Below are 24260 nucleotides of genomic sequence, written 5' to 3' on the forward strand. Positions count from 1 at the left end.
GGAACCGAGTTTGCTGCGCCACAGCGCGGCATTGAAGACGAGGTGGTCGCTCCTACAAGGATCACGTACATCAGACAACCCTGCGTTGTTTGACAGAAGTAGCCAAAGGCTGCGAACGGTTCTGAACTGTGTCGCGGCCTTTGCCATCTTCGACTCCAGATGACCCAAGCCTGAGAAAATCAGAGCGTAGTGAGAGTGGATATGAGCAAGCGAGCCTTTAACTTCTGCGCAGGTCCTGCTGCGCTTCCTGAAGCTGTTCTGCTGCGTGCCCAGGCGGAACTTCTGGACTGGCATGGCAAAGGCCTGTCCGTCATGGAAATGAGCCATCGCAGTGATGAGTTCACGTCCATCGCCAACAAGGCCGAGCAGGATCTGCGTGACCTGCTGACCATCCCCTCGAACTACAAAGTGTTGTTTCTGCAAGGCGGCGCAAGCCAGCAGTTTGCCCAGATCCCTCTGAATTTGCTGCCTGAAAACGGCTCTGCCGACTATATCGATACCGGTATCTGGTCGCAGAAAGCCATTGAAGAAGCTTCGCGTTATGGTCACGTCAATGTGGCTGCCAGCGCCAAGCCTTACGATTACTTCGCCATTCCGGGCCAGAACGAGTGGAAGCTGTCTGCAGACGCTGCCTACGTTCATTACGCCCCGAATGAAACCATTGGCGGTCTGGAATTCGACTGGATTCCTCAGACCGGTGATGTACCACTGGTGGCGGACATGTCTTCGGACATCCTGTCCCGTCCGGTGGACGTCTCGCGCTTTGGCATGATCTACGCGGGCGCCCAGAAAAACATCGGCCCAAGCGGTATCGTCGTCGTGATCATCCGCGAAGACCTGCTGGGTCGTGCCCGTTCGCTGTGCCCGACCATGCTCAACTACAAGGTCGCGGCCGATAACAGCTCGATGTACAACACGCCGCCGACCCTGGCCTGGTACCTGTCCGGTCTGGTCTTCGAGTGGCTGAAAGAGCAGGGCGGTGTTGAAGCTATCGGCAAGCTCAATGAGGTCAAAAAGCGCACGCTTTACGACTTCATCGATGCCAGCGGCCTGTACAGCAACCCGATCAACAAGTCTGACCGCTCGTGGATGAACGTGCCGTTCCGCCTTGCTGATGATCGTCTGGACAAGCCATTCCTGGCGGGCGCTGATGCGCGCGGGTTGCTCAATCTCAAAGGTCACCGTTCGGTCGGTGGCATGCGTGCCTCTATCTATAATGCCGTGGACATCAACGCGATCAACGCGCTGGTGGCGTACATGGCAGAGTTCGAGAAGGAACACGGCTAATGTCCGAGCAAGAACTCAAGGCGCTGCGCGTCCGCATCGACAGCCTGGACGAAAAAGTCCTGGAATTGATCAGCGAGCGTGCACGCTGTGCCCAGGAAGTAGCACGGGTAAAAATGGCCAATCTGGCTGAAGGCGAAGTGCCGGTGTTTTATCGCCCTGAGCGTGAAGCCCAAGTGCTCAAGCGGGTTATGGAACGCAATCGTGGCCCATTGAGCAACGAAGAGATGGCGCGTCTGTTTCGCGAAATCATGTCTTCGTGCCTGGCGCTGGAGCAGCCGCTGAAGGTTGCTTACCTCGGTCCTGAAGGGACTTTCACTCAGGCTGCAGCCATCAAGCACTTTGGTAATGCAGTTATCAGTCTGCCGATGGCCGCGATTGATGAAGTGTTCCGTGAAGTGGCGGCCGGTGCTGTGAACTTTGGCGTCGTGCCGGTGGAAAACTCCACCGAAGGCGCGGTCAATCACACGCTGGACAGCTTCCTTGAGCATGACATGGTGATCTGTGGCGAAGTTGAGCTGCGTATTCACCATCATCTGTTGATCGGTGAAAACACCAAGACTGAAAGCATCAGCCGCATCTACTCCCACGCTCAGTCGCTGGCTCAGTGCCGCAAGTGGCTGGATGCGCATTACCCGAATGTCGAGCGGATCGCCGTTGCGAGCAACGCCGAAGCCGCCAAGCGCGTGAAAGGTGAGTGGAACTCCGCAGCGATTGCCGGTGATATGAGTGCAAACCTGTACGGTTTGACGCGCATCGCGGAAAAAATCGAAGACCGTCCGGACAACTCAACCCGGTTCCTGATCATCGGCAGTCAGGAAGTGCCGCCAACTGGCGACGACAAGACTTCAATCATCGTATCCATGAGCAACAAGCCGGGCGCTCTGCATGAATTGCTGGTGCCATTCCATGAGAACGGACTGGACCTGACGCGTATCGAGACCCGACCGTCGCGCAGCGGTAAATGGACCTACGTGTTCTTTATCGACTTCGTTGGCCACCATCGCGACCCACTGGTCAAAGCGGTGCTGGAGCGGATCAGTCAGGAAGCGGTGGCGCTCAAGGTGCTGGGTTCTTACCCGAAAGCGGTTCTTTAAAAGAGCAGCTACAGAAGTACTTATTGGCTCGCGTTCCTGACACGGCGCTGTCTTATTGCAAACATTTGAACTGTAGGAGTGAGCTTGCTCGCGATAGCGTCAGTTCAGACGACAAATTCGTCGACCAGGATACCGAATCGCGAGCAAGCTCACTCCTACAGAAATGCAGTTCAATTCAGTAATTTGCATCTTGTTGATAGGAGGTAGCGACACATGACTGGCGACTTCCTCGCACTGGCTCAGCCGGGTGTGCAAAAACTTTCGCCTTATGTTCCGGGTAAGCCTGTGAACGAGTTGGCGCGTGAGTTGGGCATCGATCCCGCAAAGATCATCAAGCTGGCGAGCAACGAAAACCCGCTGGGCCCCAGCCCCAAGGCGCTGACTGCGATTCGCGAAGAGTTGGCCGAACTGACGCGCTACCCGGATGGCAATGGCTTCGAGCTGAAAAAGCGCCTTGCAGAACGTTGTGGTGTGCAGATCGATCAAGTGACGCTGGGCAATGGCTCCAACGACATTCTTGAGTTGGTCGCCCGGGCATACCTGGCACCCGGCCTGAACGCGGTATTCAGCGAATTCGCTTTTGCGGTTTATCCAATTGTTACCCAGGCTATCGGCGCTACTGCGCGCGTCACGCCCGCCAGAGAGTGGGGGCATGATCTGCCTGCAATGCTGGCGGCGATTGATGCCGACACCCGTGTGGTGTTCATCGCCAATCCGAACAACCCGACCGGGGCCTGGTTTGGGCCGGATGCATTGAGCCGCTTTCTTGCCGCTGTGCCTGAACACGTGCTGGTAGTGCTGGACGAAGCCTATATCGAATACGCCCAGGGCGGCGATTTGCCCGATGGCCTCGATTATCTGGCTGAGTACCCGAACCTGCTGGTGTCGCGCACCTTCTCCAAGGCCTACGGTCTCGCGTCATTGCGCGTGGGTTACGGCTTGTCGTCTCCGGCTGTGGCAGACGTGCTGAACCGCGTTCGTCAGCCGTTCAACGTCAACAGTCTTGCCTTGGCCGCCGCATGTGCGGCGCTGGATGACGTTGAATACCTGACTAAAAGTCGCCAGCTGAATGAAGTCGGCATGGAGCAGCTTGAGGGTGGCTTGCGCTTGCTTGGTCTGAGCTGGATTCCCTCCAAAGGCAATTTCATTGCGGTAGACCTGGGGCGTGACAGCGGTCCGGTTTATCAAGGTTTGCTGCGCGAGGGGGTGATTGTTCGCCCCGTCGCTGGCTACGGTATGCCCAATCATTTGCGTGTGAGTATCGGTTTGTTGGAAGAAAACACTCGTTTCCTTGAGGCATTGGCCAGGGTTCTGGCGCGTGATTGATGTCATCTCAGTGAAACCAAACCCACCTATGATTCGGCGCTTGGTGGTAGTCGGGCTTGGCCTGATTGGCGGGTCTTTTGCCAAAGGCATTCGTGAAAGTGGCTTGTGTGGCGAGGTGGTTGGCGTTGATCTCGATCCCCAGTCCCGCAAGCTGGCCGTTGAGCTGGGTGTCGTAGATCGCTGTGAAGCTGATCTGGCTGTGGCGTGCCGTGATGCTGATGTGATTCAGCTCGCTGTGCCGATTCTCGCGATGGAAAAAGTGCTGGCGCTGCTGGCAACCTTCGACCTGGGCGATGCCGTGCTGACGGATGTCGGCAGTGCCAAAGGCAACGTAGTCAACGCCGCGCGTCTGGCTTTCGGCGCAATGCCTGCGCGATTTGTGCCGGGCCATCCGATTGCGGGCTCTGAACAGAGCGGTGTCGAAGCCTCCAATGCGCAGTTGTTCAAACGACACAAAGTAATCCTTACCCCATTGCCCGAGACTGATCCTGAAGCTCTGGCGGTGGTCGATCGACTCTGGTCCGAACTGGGTGCTGACGTGGAACACATGGAGGTCGAACGTCACGATGAGGTGCTGGCCGCAACCAGCCATTTGCCTCATCTATTGGCATTTGGTCTGGTGGACTCGTTGGCCAAGCGTAACGAAAATCTCGACATCTTCAGATACGCGGCCGGTGGCTTTCGCGATTTCACGCGGATTGCGGGCAGCGATCCGGTGATGTGGCACGACATCTTTCTGGCCAACCGTGAGGCTGTGCTGCGCACACTGGATACCTTTCGAACGGATCTGGATGCGCTGCGTGACGCGATGGTCGCGGGTGATGGTCATCAGCTGTTAGGTGTGTTCACTCGTGCGCGGATGGCCCGTGAGCATTTCGGCAAGATCCTTGCTCAGCGTGCCTACGTAGAGCCCGTGGAAGCTGAGGACCTGGTATTTCTCGCCAGTCCTGGCGGCAGCGTTACAGGTCGCATTCGCGTGCCGGGCGACAAATCCATCTCCCATCGCTCCATCATGCTCGGCTCGTTGGCCGAGGGCATCACGGAAGTTGAAGGCTTCCTTGAGGGTGAGGACGCGCTGGCGACGCTGCAAGCGTTCCGTGACATGGGCGTCGTGATCGAAGGCCCGCATCATGGTCGCCTGACGATTCACGGTGTCGGGCTGCACGGGCTCAAATCTGCGCCCGGACCGATTTATCTGGGCAACTCCGGCACGTCCATGCGCTTGCTGGCAGGATTGCTGGCTGCGCAGAGTTTCGACAGCACATTGACCGGCGATGCTTCGCTTTCCCGACGCCCGATGGGCCGAGTGGCTGAGCCGTTGCGGGCAATGGGCGCAGTGATTGAAACCGCCGCCGAGGGACGTCCGCCTTTGAAGATCAAGGGTGGGCGAACGCTCAACGGCATGAACTACGAAATGCCAGTTGCCAGCGCACAGGTCAAATCGTCGCTGTTGCTGGCCGGCCTTTACGCGCAGGGCACTACGACCGTGATCGAGCCTGCTCCGACCCGGGACCACACCGAGCGTATGCTGCGTGGCTTCGGTCATCCGGTATCGGTTGATGGGGCGAAGGTTTCGGTGACGTCTGATTCTGGATTGAAGGCTGCGCGCATTGAAGTACCTGCCGACATTTCGTCTGCTGCATTCTTTATGGTGGCTGCGTCTATTGCCGAAGGCTCTGACCTGGTGCTCGAACATGTCGGCATCAATCCCACGCGCACAGGTGTCATCGACATCCTGCGCCTGATGGGGGCGGACATCACGCTGGATAATCAGCGCGAGGCGGGTGGCGAGCCTGTGGCTGACGTGCGGGTACGCTCGGCGTCACTCAAAGGTATCGAGATCCCGGAAGCGTTGGTGCCGCTGGCCATCGACGAGTTCCCGGTCATCTTCGTGGCCGCCGCCTGTGCGCAGGGGCGTACGGTGTTGCGGGGCGCTCAAGAGTTACGCGTCAAGGAGTCGGATCGTATTCAAGCCATGGCCGACGGTCTGTTAAAGCTGGGCGTCAGTGTCGAGCCTACGCCGGACGGCATTATCATTGACGGCGGTCAGATAGGTGGTGGTGTGGTTGATGCCCAGGGCGATCATCGTATTGCCATGGCTTTCAGTGTTGCGGCGCTGCGTGCACAGGCGCCGATTCAGATCCATGATTGTGCGAACGTCGCTACGTCGTTCCCAAATTTTCTCGCGCTTAGCGCTCAAGTCGGCATGCGTGTAGCGCAAGAGGGGCAGTTGTGAAAATTCAAGCACCGGTAATTACCATTGATGGACCTAGCGGTTCCGGGAAGGGCACAGTTGCAGGGCTGCTGGCTAAACGCCTCGGCTGGAGCCTGCTCGATTCCGGCGCGCTTTATCGCTTGCTGGCGTTCGCCGCCCGCAACCACGGCGTGGACCTGACCAACGAAGAGGCCTTGAAGCTGCTGGCTGCGCATCTGGATGTGCAGTTCGTAAGCGGAACGGCAGGGCAGGAGCAGCGGATCATTCTGGAAGGTGAGGACGTCACTCACTCCATTCGCAATGAGCAGGTCGGCAGCGGCGCTTCGCAGGTGGCTTCATTGCCTGCGGTGCGTGATGCATTGCTGCAACGCCAACGTGCTTTTCAGGAGGAGCCAGGCCTTGTCGCAGACGGTCGCGACATGGGAACCGTCGTGTTTCCGGACGCTCCGCTGAAGATTTTCCTGACCGCCAGCGCCGAGGAACGTGCCCGTCGACGTTACTTGCAGTTGAAGGCCAAGGGGGATGATGTTAGTCTGTCGAGTCTGCTAGATGAGATAAGTGCACGCGACGAGCGTGACACCCAGCGAGCGGTAGCCCCGCTCAAGCCAGCGCACGACGCTATTCAGCTGGATTCCACCGAATTGTCCATCGAGCAGGTGCTGGAACGCATTCTGAGTGAAATCGCGCTTCGCGATATTGCCGGGTGACAAAGAAGCATGTGGGAGACCAGAAATAGTCCCGCAGGCTTTCTTTTACTTGAACGTAACCCACGTTGTCTGGAACGTGGCAGATGGGCGTATCCTTCGCCCTTGATCAACAGGAATTAAAATGAGCGAAAGCTTTGCAGAACTTTTTGAAGAAAGCCTAAAGACCCTCAACCTTCAGGCCGGTTCGATCATCACCGCTATCATCGTTGATATCGATTACCAGGCAGGCTGGGTGACGGTTCACGCCGGTCTGAAATCTGAAGGCCTGATCCCGCTGGAACAGTTCCACAACGACGCTGGCGATCTGACCATCAAGATCGGCGACGAAGTTCACGTTGCTCTGGACGCGGTAGAAGACGGCTTTGGCGAAACCAAGCTGTCCCGCGAAAAAGCCAAGCGTGCCGAGTGCTGGATTGTTCTGGAAGCGGCTTTCGCAGCTGAAGAAGTGGTCAAGGGCGTTATCAACGGTAAGGTTAAAGGCGGCTTCACTGTCGACGTTAACGGCATCCGTGCGTTCCTGCCTGGTTCTTTGGTCGACGTCCGCCCAGTGCGCGACACGACTCACCTGGAAGGCAAAGAGCTCGAGTTCAAGGTCATCAAGCTGGACCAGAAGCGCAACAACGTTGTTGTTTCGCGTCGCAGCGTGCTGGAAGCCGAGAACAGTGCCGAGCGCGAAGCTCTGCTCGAGTCCCTGCAGGAAGGTCAACAAGTCAAAGGTATCGTCAAGAACCTCACCGATTACGGCGCATTCGTCGATCTGGGTGGCGTCGATGGCCTGCTGCACATCACCGACATGGCCTGGAAGCGCATCAAGCATCCATCGGAAATCGTCAATGTTGGCGATGAGATTGATGTAAAAGTGCTGAAGTACGATCGCGAGCGCAATCGTGTTTCCCTGGGTCTGAAGCAACTGGGCGAAGACCCATGGGTTGCTATCAAAGCTCGTTACCCGGAAAGCACTCGCGTAACTGCGCGTGTTACCAACCTGACCGACTACGGCTGCTTCGCAGAGCTGGAAGAAGGCGTGGAAGGCTTGGTACACGTTTCCGAAATGGACTGGACCAACAAAAACATCCACCCTTCGAAAGTCGTACAAGTCGGCGACGAAGTGGAAGTTATGGTTCTGGACATCGACGAAGAGCGTCGTCGTATCTCCCTCGGCATCAAGCAGTGCAAATCTAACCCATGGGAAGATTTCTCTGGCCAGTTCAACAAGGGCGATAAAATCTCCGGCACCATCAAGTCGATCACCGATTTCGGTATCTTCATTGGTCTGGACGGCGGCATCGACGGCCTGGTTCACCTGTCCGACATCTCCTGGAACGAAGTGGGCGAAGAAGCCGTACGTCGCTTCAAGAAGGGCGACGAGCTCGACACCGTGATCCTGTCTGTTGATCCAGAGCGTGAGCGTATCTCGCTGGGTATCAAGCAGCTGGAAAGCGATCCGTTCTCCGAGTACGTCACTGTCAATGACAAAGGCGCAATCGTTCGCGGTATCGTTAAAGAAGTTGACGCCAAAGGCGCCATCATCACCCTGGCCGACGACATCGAAGCTTCCCTGAAAGCCTCCGAAATCAGCCGTGACCGCGTTGAAGACGCGCGTAACGTTCTGAAAGAAGGCGAAGAGATCGAAGCCAAGATCATCAGCGTTGACCGCAAGAGCCGCGTGATCAGCTTGTCCATCAAGTCGAAAGACGTTGAAGACGAGAAAGAAGCGATCCAAAGCCTGCGTAGCAAGCCTGAGACCGCAGAAAACACTGGTCCTACCACTCTTGGTGACCTGTTGCGTGCTCAAATGGAAAAGCAGAACTAAGTTCTGGTTAACCATTAGAAAAAGGGCGACTTCGGTCGCCCTTTTTTGTGGGCGCGATTTGAGGGGATACAAGCTCCAGCACCGATGCTGTCGATGTTTCCCACAAGCTGACCAACGACGTGGGACCGGCTTTAGCCGGGAAAGCGTTATTTCCGACGATCCATTCTTATTGACTGCAACGGCCTCTTCCCGGCTAAAGCCAGTCCTACGACTTCACACCAATACCCAGTATTGCGCATGCCCTGCGGGAAATTCCATGTTTCCACAAGCCTACCAACGACGTGGGACCGGCTTTAGCCGGGAAGGCGTTATTTCCGACGATCCATTCTTATTGACTGCAACGGCCTCTTCCCGGCTAAAGCCAGTCCCACGACTTCACACCAATATCCGGGATTGCGCAGGCCTGCGGGGAATTCGATGTTTCCCCGCAAGCTGACCAACGACGTGGGACCGGCTTTAGCCGGGAAGGCGTTATTTCTGACGACCCATTCATGTTGAATGTAATGGACTGCTCTCGGCTAAACCCGGTCCTGTGGAATAGAGCAGTATATGTGTCTAAGGCCGCTCGCAATGACTGCGCTTCGTTTCAGGGTGTACTGGTTCGCTCAATAACGCATCAAGGCAAATATCCTCAAGACCCTTGTACTGGCCGCATCACTTGTATTCCGCGGCCTGGCGCTCGGCGGTTAATACCCCTCAGTTGTGACCAACTCACATAAGTCAATACTCGGGCTGTTCAAATTCATCTGGTCATGCTAAAACCTTCGGAGCGCTTATCTAGCTGCTTGAAAAAGAAGGGAAAAATATGACGAAGTCGGAGTTGATCGAACGAATTGTCACCCATCAAGGGCTGCTCTCATCCAAAGATGTAGAGTTGGCTATCAAGACCATGCTTGAGCAAATGTCCCAGTGCCTGGCGACAGGTGATCGCATTGAGATACGGGGCTTTGGCAGCTTCTCCCTGCATTACCGTGCTCCACGAGTTGGGCGTAACCCCAAGACCGGTCAGTCGGTCAGCCTTGACGGCAAGTTCGTGCCGCATTTCAAGCCGGGTAAAGAGCTGCGTGATCGCGTAAACGAAGACGAAGAAGAGGGCCTCCTGGCCTCCCGATAGGAGTAACAGATGCGGATGTTCACACGAGTAATTGCGGCCCTGGTCGCGCTGGCGCTTATCGTGTCGACGATCGTTTTTATTCTGGAGAACCAGCAGAAAGTCTCACTGGTCTTTTTGGGTTGGTCTTCGCCTGAGCTGTTTCTCGCGGTACCCGTCATTATTGCGCTGCTCGCGGGCATGCTGATCGGACCCCTCCTGGGGTGGGTCGTCGTACTGCGTAAAAAGCGGAAACTGGACCGTCGCTCAATCTGATCCAAGGCTATCTGCAACCCTGTAGCTACTCTTGATCATCATCAACAAAGCTCTTCAGCGCTGAATCTACGAACGTCGTACTCAGCTGGAAGCTTTGTTCATTCCGTTTATTCCTGCTGACACTGCTCGTAGTCCTCCCCATCAAGTTTTGTGGGAGTCGTTACCTAGTGCCGTCGGAAAAATCCACTGATTACAGTCGCCCAAGCTCTAAAGCCTGCATTTGCTAGGTAATGGCCTCGCGCTGCAGGCTGCTGGGGATATTTTCACGCCAAACCGTTACCCATTTGCGCCCTTGCAAAGGACTCTCAGCGCGGCAGAATGCGGCCGTTTAATCGGTTGGGATTCGACATTACACGCCGGAACGCATGTATTTCGAGTTCAAGCATTAGCTGCGTTTGAGTCAGAGGGTATTCATGAGTTATCCAAAAGTTGTCCATCATGGCGGCGTCCAGAGTGTTACGGGTTCGTGCCATCAGGTGAGCTTTGACGAGCATCACAGCGTGCTGGTTGACTGCGGTTTGCGTGTCGAATCTTCGGAGGTCGCCGGGCCGGGGCGGGATGCGAAGATTGATTTCCCCATAGACACGATAAAAGCCTTGTTGCTGACTCATGTCCATGTGGATCACGTTGGGCGTATCCCTGATCTGCTGGCCGCGGGTTACACCGGTCCGATAATCTGCAGCGAGCCCTCGGCAAAAATGTTGCCGCTCACCCTTGAGGATGCCTGGAAGTATCAGTTTGCTCATGACAGCAAACAGATTGAGCGGTATCTGGCTATTGTCCAGAAGCGGACCATCCCGTTGCCCTTCAATACCTGGCATGTACTGACCGATACCCCGGAACTGGTTGTGAAGGTCAGGCTGCAGCGCGCGGGTCACATACTTGGCTCTGCTTATATCGAGTGCGATGTTCAGTACCCTACGGAGTCGCGACAGAAGCGCATCGTATTCTCCGGCGATCTGGGCTCTCGTCTCAATCCTCTGTTAATCAGCCCTGAGTCACCCGAGCGGGCAGATCTGCTGGTTCTTGAAAGCACCTATGGTGATCGTCTGCACGAGGACCGCGGTAGCCGTCAGACGCGCCTGGAAAAGATCATCGACAAGGCGCTAGCTGATCACGGCACGATCCTCATTCCAGCGTTCAGCATCGGTCGCACCCAGGAGCTGCTGTTTGAGATAGAAGACATCTTGCGCCGCAAAGCACTGATCGAAGACCGCGATCCCGCGTTTGACGCCGTTGATGCTGATGGCCTGCCCATTGATTGGCCGCAATTGCCCGTCATCCTCGATTCACCGCTGGCCAGCCGGTTTACCAAGGTCTACCAGGACTTCAATGGCTACTGGAATACCGCAGCTCAAGAGCGCCTGAGTGAAGGCCGCAACCCTTTGGGGTTCAAGCAACTCATCACAGTCGATAGTCATGACAAGCACCAGATGGTCGTGAACTACCTGTCCAGCACAGGCAGACCGGCAATCGTCATCGCAGGCAGCGGAATGTGCTCAGGTGGGCGGATCGTCAACTACCTGAAGGCCATGCTGGGCGACCCTCGTCACAATGTCGTATTCGTCGGTTATCAGGCCAAAGGGACGCCCGGCGCCGCGATACAGAAATACGGACCGGTAGAGGGTTATGTAGAGCTGGACAAGGAGCGATTCGAGATAAAGGCCGGCATCACCACAGTTGGTGGTTACTCGGCTCATGCTGATCAGTCAGAGTTGGTCAGCTTTGTGACTGGAATGAAGGAGTGGCCTGAGCAAATAACCCTCGTTCACGGAGACGCGAACGCGAAAAAGACGCTGGGTGATGTGCTGGAAAGGAAGTATTCGCTTATGAAGAAGACTATCAAAGTGCATGTTCCACGCTAGTGGTGGTGGGGCAACCCCGATCCGTCTGTGTAACGCAGGTATGCATGTTTGACTTTACGAACCTTGCTCAAGGTTGCTGACTGGCCAGTCGAAAGGTATTCTGCCGCCCTAATTAGCGATCTGATCGTATTTTGAGCGCTTACGTTGAGTCTGCGACGTGCGTACTCGCGGCCGTTGGCTGCGAAACCTCATATCGACGTCAGAGATTTGTCCGGGCGTTATATACGCGGCTCGGGCATTTCAGGCATTTGGCACAGATACTGTTTTGAACTGGCCAAAGTTCGTGTAATCAGGCAGCGTTATTTCATGGATCGGATAGCACGCACGGGGCGAGGCTGTCGAACACTCAGGATACGAATTCGCGTGAAAATTCTAGTCACCGGCGGCGCTGGTTTTATAGGCTCAGCCGTTATTCGCCATATCATTTCCAACACCGCTGATTCCGTTATTAACGTTGATAAGCTCACTTACGCTGGCAACCTGGAGTCGTTGGCGGAAGTTGCTAATGACCCACGCTACACCTTCGAGCGCGTAGATATCTGTGATCGAGTAGAGGTGGAGCGTGTGCTCAATGAGCACCAGCCTGATGCAATCATGCACCTCGCAGCGGAATCTCACGTTGATCGTTCGATTTCTGGCCCCTCCGAATTCGTGCAGACCAACATCATCGGTACATACACGCTGCTGGAAGCTGCACGCCACTACTGGTTGAACATGGAGGAGGGGCGCAAAGCTGATTTCCGCTTCCATCATATCTCTACTGATGAAGTCTATGGCGATCTTGAAGGGCCTGAAGACCTGTTCACTGAAACCACGCCTTATCAGCCGAGCTCGCCGTATTCAGCTAGTAAGGCTAGCTCCGATCACCTGGTTCGGGCATGGAGCAGAACCTACGGTTTGCCGACATTGATAACCAACTGTTCGAACAACTACGGGCCATGTCATTTCCCGGAGAAACTGATCCCGTTGGTCATTCTCAATGCACTCGAAGGGAAGCCGCTGCCTGTGTACGGTAAAGGCAATCAGGTGCGTGACTGGCTCTACGTCGAAGATCATGCGCGGGCGCTGTACAAGGTTGTGACGCAAGGCGTTGTTGGCGAGACTTACAACATTGGGGGGCACAACGAGAAGCAGAACCTGGAGGTCGTACATACCCTCTGTGCGCTGTTGGATGAGCTGTGCCCTGATTCGGCCTACCGCCCTCATGCGAGCCTCATTACCTACGTGCAGGATCGTCCTGGTCACGACCAACGCTATGCGATTGACGCCAGCAAGATCCAGCGTGAACTGGGATGGACTCCCGAGGAGACATTCGAGTCCGGCATCCGTAAAACGGTCGAATGGTATCTGGGCAACTCTGAGTGGGTAGCGCACGTGAAGAGCGGCAGCTACCAGCTATGGATCGATCAGAACTACGCGGAACGTTCCGCAAAGGCTTAATGCTATCCAACGCCGGAACGTTTGGCTTCTTGACTGCTCCTATACTCCACGCCGCGCCCTGATGGGCAGCAGCACCGCACTCCCTTCTGCCCTCTGATTTTAGAAGTTAATTATCCACTTCTGAATCACGGTCAGTTGTCATGGAAGCGTTGCCAGAGCAGCAGCGTGGGGTGATCCGAATTTTTAGGGAATCTACGATAATGACCACGATCAACCGTAAAGGCATCATCCTCGCTGGCGGTTCAGGCACGCGCCTGCATCCACTGACTTTAGGCGTATCCAAGCAGATGCTGCCTATCTACGATAAACCGATGATTTTTTATCCGTTGTCAGTGCTGATGCTGGCCGGCATGCGCGAAATCCTGATCATATCCACACCAGAGGATCTGCCGAGCTTTCGCAAGTTGCTGGGTGATGGCAGCCTTTACGGCATTAAGCTCACGTACGCGGAGCAGCCCACGCCAGATGGCCTGGCCCAGGCATTTATCATCGGTGAAGAATTCATCGGCAGCGATCCTTGCTGCCTGATTCTGGGCGACAACATTTTTTATGGTCAGCACTTCTCAGACAACCTGCGCGCCGCCAGCGAGCAAACCACAGGCGCCACTGTGTTCGGCTACCACGTAGCGGACCCCGAGCGTTTTGGTGTCGTTGAATTTGATTCGACCGGACGCGCACTGAGTATCGAAGAAAAGCCTGCCAATCCGAAGTCCAGCTACGCCGTGACCGGTTTGTATTTCTACGACAACACCGTTGTGGATATTGCTAAGAACATCAAGCCTTCCGAGCGTGGGGAGCTTGAAATTACTGACGTCAACCGTGCTTACCTTGAACAGAAAACCCTGACGGTACAGATGCTGGGCCGTGGTTTCGCTTGGCTGGATACCGGTACCCATGAGTCCTTGCTGGAGGCCAGTCATTTCGTGCATACCATCGAGCACCGTCAAGGGCTGAAAGTAGCATGCCTTGAAGAGATCGCTTTCCACGCAGGCTGGATCAGCGCTGATCAGCTCCGCGCTCAAGGTGAGAAGCTGAAGAAGACGGGTTATGGGCAGTATCTTCTGAAGGTATTAGAGGAAGATCGTCGTTAAGGCGCTGTGAGTATAGTCTCGCTGTTGTTCTGATTGATTGCACATAATGGTACTCATATTCATTGATCGTGCGGTCCAGTACCATTGGTATGGATCGCAGTCCTTGGAGTTTTTGTTGGGACCTCATTTTCTAGCCCTGCTTCTATAGCAAAGCGACTAAATCACGCTGCTGGAAAAACAACCGTGCAGTCTCTCACTTTTACTCTCACGTTTATTAATGAGATGCTCTGAAAAGCCCGATAGCATACGATGCTAATATTTTATTTCATGTGTTTTGACATTATGGCTGGCCAGTTTCCAGCGGTTCCGTCAGTAAGAGTGGTCAATGTGAGCCACTTCTTGTCCTTTGGTTGATAATGAGACCGCAAAAATGGGTAGTCCGCAATGCTAGCTGTAGGTACACCACATCCATTTAGAGTTATAAAACTATTGGGTGAAAAATCTACGCTGGTATCTTTCATCTCTGCTTTTATTATCTTCTTTTGTGCTCAACTGATATTAGATGCTCGCGATTTTAGAGGTGACGCAAGACTTTACTGGTCTCTGAGTGCCGATTTGCTGCAGTTTGACTATCCACAGACTATCAGGGGATATTTTTACCCCTTGGTGCTTGTGCCGTTCCGCTTCCTATTCGATTTTTCCGAATCAGTCGGGCTATTTTCGCTAAAGATTGGACAATCGGTCGCGTATGGATACTTATTTTCCATAGCTTTACCGAATTTGTATCATTCGGTCTTTGGAGGCACTTTATCTACGCTACGGCGAATAATCCCACCAATTTTGGTAGCTTTGATATTTCCCGGGCTTGTCTCCTATCCACTAAGTGATGCTCCCGCATTCGGGATGTTGGTGGCATCGGCCGTAATGGTTGTAAAGGCATTAGCTTCCCAATCGATCATGAGGTCGTTCTCATATATTCTGATAGCCGGGCTGCTTTCGTATTTTTCTTACAACACTCGAACTATATATATCTTCTCGGTCATCGCTTTAGCGCTGTTAGTTTTGGTGTTTTTTATAAGAGGCCCCCTGTATAAACTTATCGCTGTGTTCATATTTTTTGCAGGTGTGTCGCTGGGGTCTGCTCCTCAGATGGCAATAAACTACAGATACAGTAAGACGTTTTCCCCATTTGTTGAAACCGACCTCGGTGGTGGCTCTCTCTTCGTCCATCAGTTGGCTTGGGGCATGATAGTGGATAGGTACGAGACCTACATCGAGCCAGGAGCTGTGCGGGGTACTCCTGTGTTCTACGCAAATAAGGCTGGGGCAGAGATACTTCGGAATCATGGCGGTTTTGATTCTTTGTCGATTTCCCGATTTCTTGAAATGATGATTGAGCATCCATTGGTATTTTCTGGGATTTATGTCCGTCACATAGCATCAGGTCTCGATGCCCGAGATGGGGAAGTCTATACACAACGACCTTCTGCTGAAAAGTCTACGCGATCATTAATGTATTTGTTTATTGTTATTTTTGGTCTTTCTCAGCTAGCGATTTCTTTTATATTCAAAGGTTATAATAACTTTGTGAGAAAGTTTTTATTTGGAATAGTCCTTCTGCTTCCCAGTGTGGCGATAATTCCAGGGGCTATTGAAACCAGATTTTTCTTTCCTGTATATTGTTTAGCTTATTGTGCCATCTCGTTAGAAAATATTGTTAGGTCAAAATTTATTTTGCAAATGCTAGTCGTAGTGCTGTTTGTTATTCCTGTATATGCATTTGTCCAGCACTCGATCAAAAGTCCTATCTACCAGCGACCAGAATCCTATTTGATAGTACCCATCAACTCGCCCGAGTGAAAATGATTTAAAGTTGCGAGACTGAATGTTAGGGCCGGAAACGGCTCGGACGGCTCGTATAGAAGGCAGGGACACCGATAATCAGTAGACCAAAGCGTTTAGCATTCAAACGATTTATGGAAGTTGACTTGCATAAATCTGAGAACTAAATTTTGCTTAGCGAATACTAAAAGTGGATGTTCTACTAATAGAGCAACGTGCCCGCCAACCACCAGCCATTTTATCAGCTAATGCCAGACAAAAAGGTGTAAGTGAGTAGCCACTTCCAACCGATCGCTCTACACATTGGCGTGTGGGTGTTTTCAATCAACGTCTCGCAGTCGAGCATAAATCAAGATAACGTTAGTGTAAGTGAAGTCGCGGTGCATGCGGCGATTATGGGATTGGAAGACTTATGTGACTTGATGCAAAGTTACGGATTGGCTAATAAGGCATCAAGTATTAACTTTATCGTGTGAATATGAGGCATAATCTTAGATATGTGCGATTCAGATAAAGTATTGTAGTTGCGCTGCTGCTGTTGTTGTTGGCTATCCAAGTGGCGTGACGGCCACTATGACATTCGGGGGAAATAGTGTTGAGAGCGATATAAGCTCGAAATTCAGGGAAGGTTATTCAAATATTAATAAAGGCAATGTTCGCTTAAAGTTAAGGGGGATGATCTCATTTGATCGATTCAAACGTGATTGTCCGACCGCGTTTATTTGCTGTATGGTAAAAGTTTTTGCAACTTTGGCTTAAGGATCATATCCTGCGGCTGAAAAGATCGGCATCTCAAACCGAAAGCCGTTACGGATAGTTTGAGATGCCGCCGATAATACACTTGCCAAGTATAGCCAGTGGCTCGCTGATCCTTGGGCAAAATCAGCTGCAGGCCGCTTCAAAGGGGTAAATTTGCATGCTCTCAGAGAGTATATAATACTTGTAATCGCATTTGGATAAGTTGTCAGGGTTATCTAGAATTAAGCTAAACCCGGAGCGTTCAGAGCGTGGCAAGCCAAGTATCTTCTTTACATCAGACCGCAGGCCGTCAATACGTGTTACCGATATAACTTCACCGGACTTAACGATTAGCAGATACTGCTGAGATTGTTCAGATTTTTCGTCTACATATCCCCAGCCTGAGACAATAGTGGTTGAACCCTGCGCAGAAAAAGAATCAATATAGCCATGAGCCTGAGTTAAAGCTCCCGAGAGACGTAGAGCACCGCCATCGTTGGTCATCTGTAGGCTTTTTTTGATTACTGCTACACTTAGTCCTGTAGTAGCAGTATAAGCTTGAGTTAAAGCTCCCTCAGTAATGTTATCAATAGCGGTAACCAAGGGGGTAACGATAAAATTGTTATTTTCTTTAAGGTTTTTGCTAACTGCCATGATGTTTGCTGTTAGCAACCATGTCGTTATAACCACTAGAAAAATATTCACAATTTTTGGAGCATTCATTATGCATGCTCCGAGACGGATAGTTTTGACTTCATAGTAAATGCCCTACACGTCAGAGCTAGCATGTAAGCCATAAAGGGAATAGTCACGAATAGATATCTGCCCTGCGGCTGAGGCATTGCGAGCTGAGAACCTATAATGCTTAAGATCACTATCGAAGGTATCATGCCTAGTATCATTATTAAAGGTAATGCATGCTCCAGATAAAAATCTTTCTTTTCAAGTTTTTTATAGCTGAAGATAGTAGAGAGAAGCGCTGTTGCGATTGCCGTGCAGCCAACCACCTCGGCGATCATATATTGCCATGACTGAATATAGATATTCATCCATCCCGTGACGGAGAAATAGCTCATCGCGGACATACGAAGCCAAGGGGCGAGCGTTTGAAAGTTGATCAGTTTATCACCGCATATCAGATAGCATGTGCCGGCAGTTGAGCCCGGATCGTTTCGATGCATTTCGACAAATGCAACTTGACCTGATACTCCAGTGATTTCACCAAAAGTGCTATAGGTAAATATGAGCATCGGCGCCGCTACTATTAGGGCTGATGCCAGCAAAGCGGCCATTAATTTTAAATTGATCCCCTTAAAATATAGCCTGGAAATTATAATGGCGACGATAAAGACAATGCTCGGTAAAAAATATAGCTTGGCAAGTAAAAGTAGGCCAACGCAAGCTCCTAGCTGTATCGCATTATTGAGTGTTGGCCTGCTATTTAGATCTAAAAGTGCCGCCAAACTCATAGCTATTACGGTGATGCCATATGCGTCACTATTAAAGTAAGAAAAAATAAAGCTAACTTGTGGTATTAACGATACTACAACAGCAATTAGAGCGGACGTGCGCGGCAGGAGTTCGTGGGCGCGCGCTATTCTGTAAAGTGCGGTGATGAACAGTCCAGCCAAAGTCCAGTTAAATATTCTCGCACCAAGATACAGTAGATTCTCAGGTAACAGATATGAAGCAATTGTCGTTGTGATCAAACCGCCAACAACATGTGGGAAAGGTAAGCCGTGATACCAGAACGAACCGGCTCGCCATGTGTGATGTGTCAATTCGCCTGAAAAGGCTTGTGGTGTGTTTATAGTGGTTGGGAATTCATGCAGCGTGAAAATGTAGTCCAGAAGATAAAAGTGGGTGGACTCATCAGGTGCCCCACTGAATGGAATAGTGAAAGACCAGATAATCACCAGTAATATGTAGCTCACCCCCAGCATTATCTTGTAACGCGCATCCTGTTGTGTAGCTGCCACACTCGTCAGGATGGCATTGTCTGTTCTATGTGGGGTTGCAATCATTTAGTGTACCATCTCGTTAAGTTTCTGGCTCTCGCCCCGCTGATTCTTTAGCCTCTATCATCTCTGCAAGGGGGAGCGTCTCTCTTTCGCATGAACTGATACGTTGCAAGAATTCATGAATTCGTGAACGTAAGAACATAGTAGCAAGGCCCCAAACTCCCCCGCGAGCTACATACTTCCTTTTCCGAGTTATTCAGATGCGCTCCACTTTTTTGGGCGAGAATAGCAGCTTTGAAAGGGAGTACGTGATTGGGATCGTTAGAATAATTGATGCCAAGGGGGCCAGCATTGCATTTAGATCAAGCTTCTCAACCCACAGCCAGATAATCATAAGGCTCGCGAGGTATTGAATCAGATATATGAAAGGAAACAGGATAGCTGCTTTCGCACCTCTGTGACTTTGAAAAACAAAGTAGCGGTTCAGTACAAATGCGAGCAGGATACCGAAGCCATAAGCAATGCTATACGCTACGGCATAACTAAACATCTGAAGCATTAAAAGGTAGACGAGGTAGGTTACGGCGGTATTAACTCCGCCAGACATCAAAAAACGGAGGAAGCTGATCTGACTCAGCTTCCCGAAAGCACCGCTGATCTTCACAATTGGTATTTTTTCAATGCAACGAACTCGTCATAGTTGCGTATATAGTCTGACGAGTCGTAGTAGTGGGATGCGAAGACTAGAAGCACGGCATCACTTGAATATCGATACTGGATGCCCCAAGTCATCGGCGGCAGGTGGATGCCGACGTTGGGTTTATCCAGAATGAACTCCTCCCGATTGGTGCCGTCGTCTGCGACTACGTGGACTGTTCCCTTAACCGCGATGAGAAATTGGTGGCAAACACGATGAGCATGCTCTCCACGTGTTTCCGCAGTGGGTACGTCATACACGAGAAAATATCGTTCAGCCTTGAAAGGTATTGAGCGGTCAAATTCACCCACAGACAAGCTGCCGCGTATATCGGTGACTTCCGTCAGTGAGTTCAGTGTCACACCCGAAACAGAGGTGTTCTGTGACGACTGATTAGCTGGCGCGGAAGTGTCTTGTTTGGTAGTGCCAGGCTTGGCATTAACGTAGCCTATGATTTTTGCGGGGTTCCCCACCACAATCGCGTTAGGGGGTACTGACCGGGTTACTACCGCACCTGCGCCCACCATCGCGTTGGTATCAATGGTGATCCCGGGCAAGATAGTGCAATTAGCGCCAAGCGAAGCGCCTTTGCGTATCACTGTTCTTGAGAAGGTTTCCGGGTATACCTTGCTTCTCGGAAAGCGATCATTGGTGAATGTGACGTTCGGACCGATGAAGACATCGTCTTCGATTTCAATCCCGTCCCAGATCTGCACACCGCACTTGATGGTTACACGATTGCCAATGATCACGTCGTTCTCGATGAAGACCTGATCACAGACATTGCACTCTTCGCCTAGCTTTGCAGACGGCAAAATATGAGCGAACGCCCAGACTCGTGTTCCCTTGCCAATATTCTTGCTCTCACACAGAGCATGGGAATGGACGAAAAAATCACGCGCCAACTCAGTCATTGCTTAACCCCATAACTCTCTACGCGCATTGGAATAGCCAATGGGCGATTTTTAGTATTCTCGTAAGTCCGCCAAGCATACGACCCTACGATTCCCAGCCCCATGAGGTTTGCACACCCCAGGAAGGTAGTGGTCAGCATGATCATTGCATAACCCGGCACTTCGATCATTCCGTTTAATTTCGCGATGGCCACAATTATCCCCATCATTGCTGCCAAACCTGCACCTACGCCGCCTACACGGATCAGAAGACGAATCGGGAGGTCGGTGAATGAGAAGACACTGTCCATCAAATAATTAACCTTCTTGCGGAAGGTCCACGCGGATGTGCCATGTTCGCGCTCATTGCGCGAATAGGTGATGCATTTGCGCCGATAACCCAGCCAGAAGATCTGAGCAATCAATGAACTATGACGTTCGTCCAGCGTTAGCAGAGTGTCCCGGAACGCGACATTGCAGCCGAACATATCGACGCCCCCAGGAGGAATCTCAGGGACGACATAGCGGCGATAAAAGCCCCAGAAAATGCGCGATGCAGTTCGCGATAATAAAGGGTCTTTGCGGCCTTCACGAGCGCCAACGACTACGTCTACAGGTTCAGTGCGCAGGATTCGATCCATCTCTGCGACGAGCGACGGAGGTTCTTGCAGATCCGCGGCCATCACAGCGAAACGGCTACCGGTCCCATGTTGAAGGCCAGTACGGATCGCCATGAACGAGCCAAAATTGCGCGAAAGCAGTATGAGCTTTGATACAAAGCTCTGCGTGGGTAAGGCGCTGCTCAGCAGCTCAAAACACCGGTCGGGACTGCCGTCCACGACAAACACTACCTCAAGCTCACCGTCGAGTTGGGTGTTCAGCCCCGTAACCGCCTTAAGCAGGTCCGGGATTGATCCTTCATTTTTGTATACCGGTATGACGAGGGTGAGCAAGCTTATCTCCTTATGAAAAATACTTTGTGACCGCAGCGATAACTCGGTCCACTTCCTCATCAGTGAGGCCAGGGAAGCAAGGCAGCGATATTACCTGATCACACGCTTTTTCGGTAACAGGCAGATCAAAGCTAACTGGATACGCAGGCTGATGATGGTCCGAAATGGGGTAGTGTATGTCGGTAGTTACCCCTTGATCTTTCAGGAACGCTGAAAATTTTGCGCGATCATCGGTGCGCACCACATACAGGTGGGCCACGTAGTCCACATCTACTGAGTGTGGGAGCTGCAAAGGCAGCTTGGAAAACGCATTATTGTAACGCTGCGCTATTGAGCGACGTTGCTCGTTGCACTTGTCTAGCAGTGGCAACTTAAGCCGAAGTACGGCGGCCTGAATCTCGTCCAGACGGCTATTTCGTCCTCCTGGGATTGCCACGGTGTACTTCGAAGACCAACCGTACTGGCGCAATTGACGTATGGTTGAGGCTAACTGCTCATCGTCAGTCACGATCGCGCCTCCGTCGCCTAAGGCTCCCAGATTTTTGGTCGGATAGAAACTAAAGCATGCGACTGTGCCGAAGCTGCCTGCTTGTTTTCCGTCCTTACGGGCCCCGTGAGACTGAGCGCAGTCTTCTAATACCGGTATGTTCGCGGCGGTGCTTATTCTGACAATCTCTTCAATGTTCGCCAATTGGCCGTACAAGTGAGTAACAATAATTGCATCAGGTTTCTGACTTATAGCTTCGCTCAACGCTACAGGACACATTGTTAGTGATTGGGGGTCAATATCAACGTAGATGGGAGACGCACCCAAGGCATGAATAGCGGTGCTCCCATAAAATCCTGCGTTGGCTACGGCCACTACTTTGGACGTCTCGTCGATGCCCAAGGCTTTGAGCGCAAGCTCAAGTGCATCGGAACCATTGGCCACTGACACGCAGTGTTTGGCGTTCAAGTATTCGGCAAACTCAGTTTCAAAGCCGTTTACTTCTTCACCCATCACATACCAGTGGCGCGACAAAACATTGCCAATTGCGCTCATCAAGTCAATACCATGATTGACCTTGACAGCCGAAAAAAGTGGAATTGTAGTGTTCATGTTCATCTCCTGAAAAATTAACGTGCTGTCGCTGCCCGGCATCTAATTTCTAGATCATCTATTGTGAATTTCTGAGGCTCAGTGACTGGGTCGAACCTTATTTCGTTCTTGAAGCCGCTGGAGCTATTTAAATCAAATTGGAGTAACTGTGATGTAGCCTGATTATGGATAGCCACGGTTTGCGAGTTCTCCTGCGCGTAGCCACTTGATTCTTTTGTTAGAAAAAACACTTGGGCCAAACTATCTGTCGTGCTTCGAATTTTTGCCACCACTGTCAAGTGGCTGCAGTTTTCAATGCTGGAATTACCTGTTAGCGGTAAAATCATCATTGGATCATTGCCTGAAAGATAGGAAAGTTCGGTGCCCGTTCCTGGTATGGTGGACATGTTGACGAGTTTAATATTTGCTAACTGATTGCTTAACCTGAAGAGGGGAGCCGGGTTATCCGTGCCAAGAGCAATAGGAAGGAACGGTATGATGCGCGAGAAGGACGCTCCAGCAGAGAGACCGTTATGCAAGCCCTTTCTGAGATCCGATAAGTATATTGTTTCACAATTTATAGCTTCCCCCGTTTGAAATTTCGGAAGGATGCAGGTTAGACCGGTGGTTCTGTAGTTTAGAGTCGCTCGGTAAAACGCAGGGTGGGCCATCAAGGGTGTATACATGATCGCACCCACTAACAAAGCGGCTATCATCGCAGAAAAAATCGCGGTACCTTTATGGCTCCACTGATCTGGAATTGCCTTCATGATTGAGAGTGCTAGCCAAGGCCATAATAAAGTCACCCAGATGAAATGAAATCGCTGAAATCCCGCTGCGAAAATATCCAATGGTTCATTCATGTTATCTGGCCGTAAATTGGTTCGGCCTGCTGAGATCAGCAAAAGGTACACGAAGACGGTTGTAATCAACGCCACAAAAATAGCGATATTTTTGTTTTCCTGGTCGGTCGTCTCATTCTTGTAAACTTTCACAAGTCCGCGAACTGCCATGATGCCCGTCAACAAAACGACCAGCACAGTGATAACCAAGGACAGCTTCAGATGTCCCGCAGGTAACATTAATGATCTTGCAATTTTGCCAAGGAAAAATAACCAGAAATCTATCTGCCATGGGAAAGCCATCGGCGCATCGGCTCGATGTGTACCATGCTGTATTCCTATGATAACCCACGCCTGCGCCGCCGTCGTTATAGCGGTGCCTGGAAGCATGGCTATTATCATCCACCTAAGTCTTACTTTTAAGGGGGTGGATATAAGGTATTGCATTAGTGTAAAGGTTAAAAGCACTGTCAGATTAGCGAATGCCCCGCTGATATATGAAAAGCCTGACAAAAATGTCATCGCCACAACCAAAGGAATTGCTCGCTTTAATCGCAGGTTTTCTGAAAAGGTAATCATTAAGATTGCGAGAGAAAATACAATAGGTAAGCCTTGGTGGTACGCAAGGTTTGACCATCCCCAGTAAGTGTCTGGCTGCACAAAAAATATGGTTATTGCAAATGATGCGGCAATTATGGTTGGGTTGTCAGTACTTTTTTTAATTAGCTTCCATTGCAGGGTTAGTACGCTTCCCAACACGGCAGTAAGTGATAAAAGCTGATAAACAACGGTGTTGCCGTTAAATAATCTGAAATTTAGTGAGTCTAGAAAGAGGCCCACGGCGTAAATGGTGTCATTTACAGGTGTAAAGAGATAACCAATGGCGAGGCGGCCCATGTCGTTGTGATCGTACTGGCGCCAGTCGTCGTAGAGGGGGATGTCCATACCATACTTCAGCCACGAGCCAATGTTCAATGCCAGACTTATAACCGGTATAGCGATTAAAAATATAGTTACGAGTCTAAGGACTACGCTTCTGCGGTTATTTTCTTTATGGCTAATAGTATCGTTCACTGACTAATTCCGTTTCGCAATTTCTGATTTTCAGTCCT

Annotated in this window: 19 protein-coding genes; 12 read left to right on the plus strand and 7 right to left on the minus strand. The window is 51.7% G+C overall.

The features are described 5' to 3' along the window. Nucleotides 1-201: 201 nt before the first annotated feature. The 12 genes from serC to H8S59_RS05485 all read left to right on the plus strand — a co-directional run bounded on the left by serC (nucleotide 202) and on the right by H8S59_RS05485 (nucleotide 16004). Nucleotides 202-1287, plus strand: coding sequence for a 3-phosphoserine/phosphohydroxythreonine transaminase (gene serC, locus H8S59_RS05430; protein ID WP_187520747.1), 1086 nt, complete (start codon nucleotides 202-204; stop codon nucleotides 1285-1287). After that, nucleotides 1287-2381, plus strand: a complete 1095-nt coding sequence (pheA, locus tag H8S59_RS05435; RefSeq protein WP_027902853.1) for a prephenate dehydratase — start codon at nucleotides 1287-1289, stop codon at nucleotides 2379-2381. The genes serC and pheA overlap by 1 nt, the downstream gene beginning before the upstream one ends. A gap of 213 nt (nucleotides 2382-2594) precedes the next feature. Further along, nucleotides 2595-3707: a histidinol-phosphate transaminase gene (hisC, locus tag H8S59_RS05440; RefSeq protein WP_187520748.1), complete on the plus strand. Its 1113-nt coding sequence runs from the start codon at nucleotides 2595-2597 to the stop codon at nucleotides 3705-3707. A 28-nt stretch (nucleotides 3708-3735) separates the two neighbouring features. After that, the gene (locus H8S59_RS05445) at nucleotides 3736-5943 is read left to right on the plus strand and encodes a bifunctional prephenate dehydrogenase/3-phosphoshikimate 1-carboxyvinyltransferase (protein ID WP_187520749.1); all 2208 of its coding nucleotides are present in this window, start codon (nucleotides 3736-3738) and stop codon (nucleotides 5941-5943) included. Then, a complete protein-coding gene (cmk, locus tag H8S59_RS05450; RefSeq protein ID WP_027902856.1) occupies nucleotides 5940-6629 on the plus strand; it encodes a (d)CMP kinase in 690 nt (229 codons plus the stop codon). Before H8S59_RS05445 ends, cmk begins: the two co-directional genes overlap by 4 nt. Nucleotides 6630-6750: 121 nt before the next feature. After that, nucleotides 6751-8442: a 30S ribosomal protein S1 gene (gene rpsA / locus H8S59_RS05455; RefSeq protein WP_027902857.1), complete on the plus strand. Its 1692-nt coding sequence runs from the start codon at nucleotides 6751-6753 to the stop codon at nucleotides 8440-8442. 805 nt (nucleotides 8443-9247) lie between these two features. Further along, on the plus strand, nucleotides 9248-9556 hold the full coding sequence (gene ihfB / locus H8S59_RS05460) for an integration host factor subunit beta (RefSeq protein WP_087270849.1): 309 nt from the start codon (nucleotides 9248-9250) through the stop codon (nucleotides 9554-9556). 9 nt (nucleotides 9557-9565) lie between these two features. Then, nucleotides 9566-9808, plus strand: coding sequence for a lipopolysaccharide assembly protein LapA domain-containing protein (locus tag H8S59_RS05465; protein WP_095094832.1), 243 nt, complete (start codon nucleotides 9566-9568; stop codon nucleotides 9806-9808). A 413-nt stretch (nucleotides 9809-10221) separates the two neighbouring features. Next, entirely contained in the window at nucleotides 10222-11673 is a 1452-nt protein-coding gene (locus H8S59_RS05470) for an MBL fold metallo-hydrolase (protein ID WP_187520750.1), read from the plus strand. Between the two features lie 363 nt (nucleotides 11674-12036). Further along, a complete protein-coding gene (gene rfbB / locus H8S59_RS05475; protein WP_187520751.1) occupies nucleotides 12037-13113 on the plus strand; it encodes a dTDP-glucose 4,6-dehydratase in 1077 nt (358 codons plus the stop codon). A gap of 200 nt (nucleotides 13114-13313) precedes the next feature. Further along, on the plus strand, nucleotides 13314-14204 hold the full coding sequence (rfbA, locus tag H8S59_RS05480) for a glucose-1-phosphate thymidylyltransferase RfbA (protein ID WP_187520752.1): 891 nt from the start codon (nucleotides 13314-13316) through the stop codon (nucleotides 14202-14204). Nucleotides 14205-14588: 384 nt separating this feature from the next. Beyond that, nucleotides 14589-16004, plus strand: coding sequence for a hypothetical protein (locus H8S59_RS05485; RefSeq protein WP_214658205.1), 1416 nt, complete (start codon nucleotides 14589-14591; stop codon nucleotides 16002-16004). Nucleotides 16005-16868: 864 nt separating this feature from the next. Here the strand turns inward: H8S59_RS05485 and H8S59_RS05490 are convergent. From H8S59_RS05490 to H8S59_RS05520, 7 genes are all read right to left on the minus strand, one after another. After that, entirely contained in the window at nucleotides 16869-17447 is a 579-nt protein-coding gene (locus H8S59_RS05490) for a hypothetical protein (RefSeq protein ID WP_095094824.1), read from the minus strand. Further along, complete coding sequence (locus H8S59_RS05495) at nucleotides 17447-18748, minus strand: DUF2142 domain-containing protein (RefSeq protein WP_187520753.1); 1302 nt, start codon at nucleotides 18746-18748, stop codon at nucleotides 17447-17449. Before H8S59_RS05495 ends, H8S59_RS05490 begins: the two co-directional genes overlap by 1 nt. A 193-nt stretch (nucleotides 18749-18941) precedes the next feature. Then, nucleotides 18942-19349 (minus strand): GtrA family protein, encoded by a 408-nt coding sequence (locus H8S59_RS05500; protein ID WP_371856729.1) that lies wholly within the window; start codon nucleotides 19347-19349, stop codon nucleotides 18942-18944. Next, on the minus strand, nucleotides 19346-20296 hold the full coding sequence (locus H8S59_RS27060; RefSeq protein ID WP_095094820.1) for a WxcM-like domain-containing protein: 951 nt from the start codon (nucleotides 20294-20296) through the stop codon (nucleotides 19346-19348). Before H8S59_RS27060 ends, H8S59_RS05500 begins: the two co-directional genes overlap by 4 nt. Then, complete coding sequence (locus H8S59_RS05510) at nucleotides 20293-21234, minus strand: glycosyltransferase family 2 protein (RefSeq protein WP_095095190.1); 942 nt, start codon at nucleotides 21232-21234, stop codon at nucleotides 20293-20295. The genes H8S59_RS27060 and H8S59_RS05510 overlap by 4 nt, the downstream gene beginning before the upstream one ends. A 4-nt stretch (nucleotides 21235-21238) precedes the next feature. After that, a complete protein-coding gene (locus H8S59_RS05515) occupies nucleotides 21239-22327 on the minus strand; it encodes a DegT/DnrJ/EryC1/StrS family aminotransferase (protein ID WP_187520754.1) in 1089 nt (362 codons plus the stop codon). Between the two features lie 17 nt (nucleotides 22328-22344). Further along, on the minus strand, nucleotides 22345-24222 hold the full coding sequence (locus tag H8S59_RS05520; RefSeq protein WP_187520755.1) for a hypothetical protein: 1878 nt from the start codon (nucleotides 24220-24222) through the stop codon (nucleotides 22345-22347). Nucleotides 24223-24260 lie beyond the last annotated feature (38 nt).

The organism is Pseudomonas folii (genome assembly GCF_014357575.1).
Lineage (GTDB): Bacteria > Pseudomonadota > Gammaproteobacteria > Pseudomonadales > Pseudomonadaceae > Aquipseudomonas > Aquipseudomonas folii.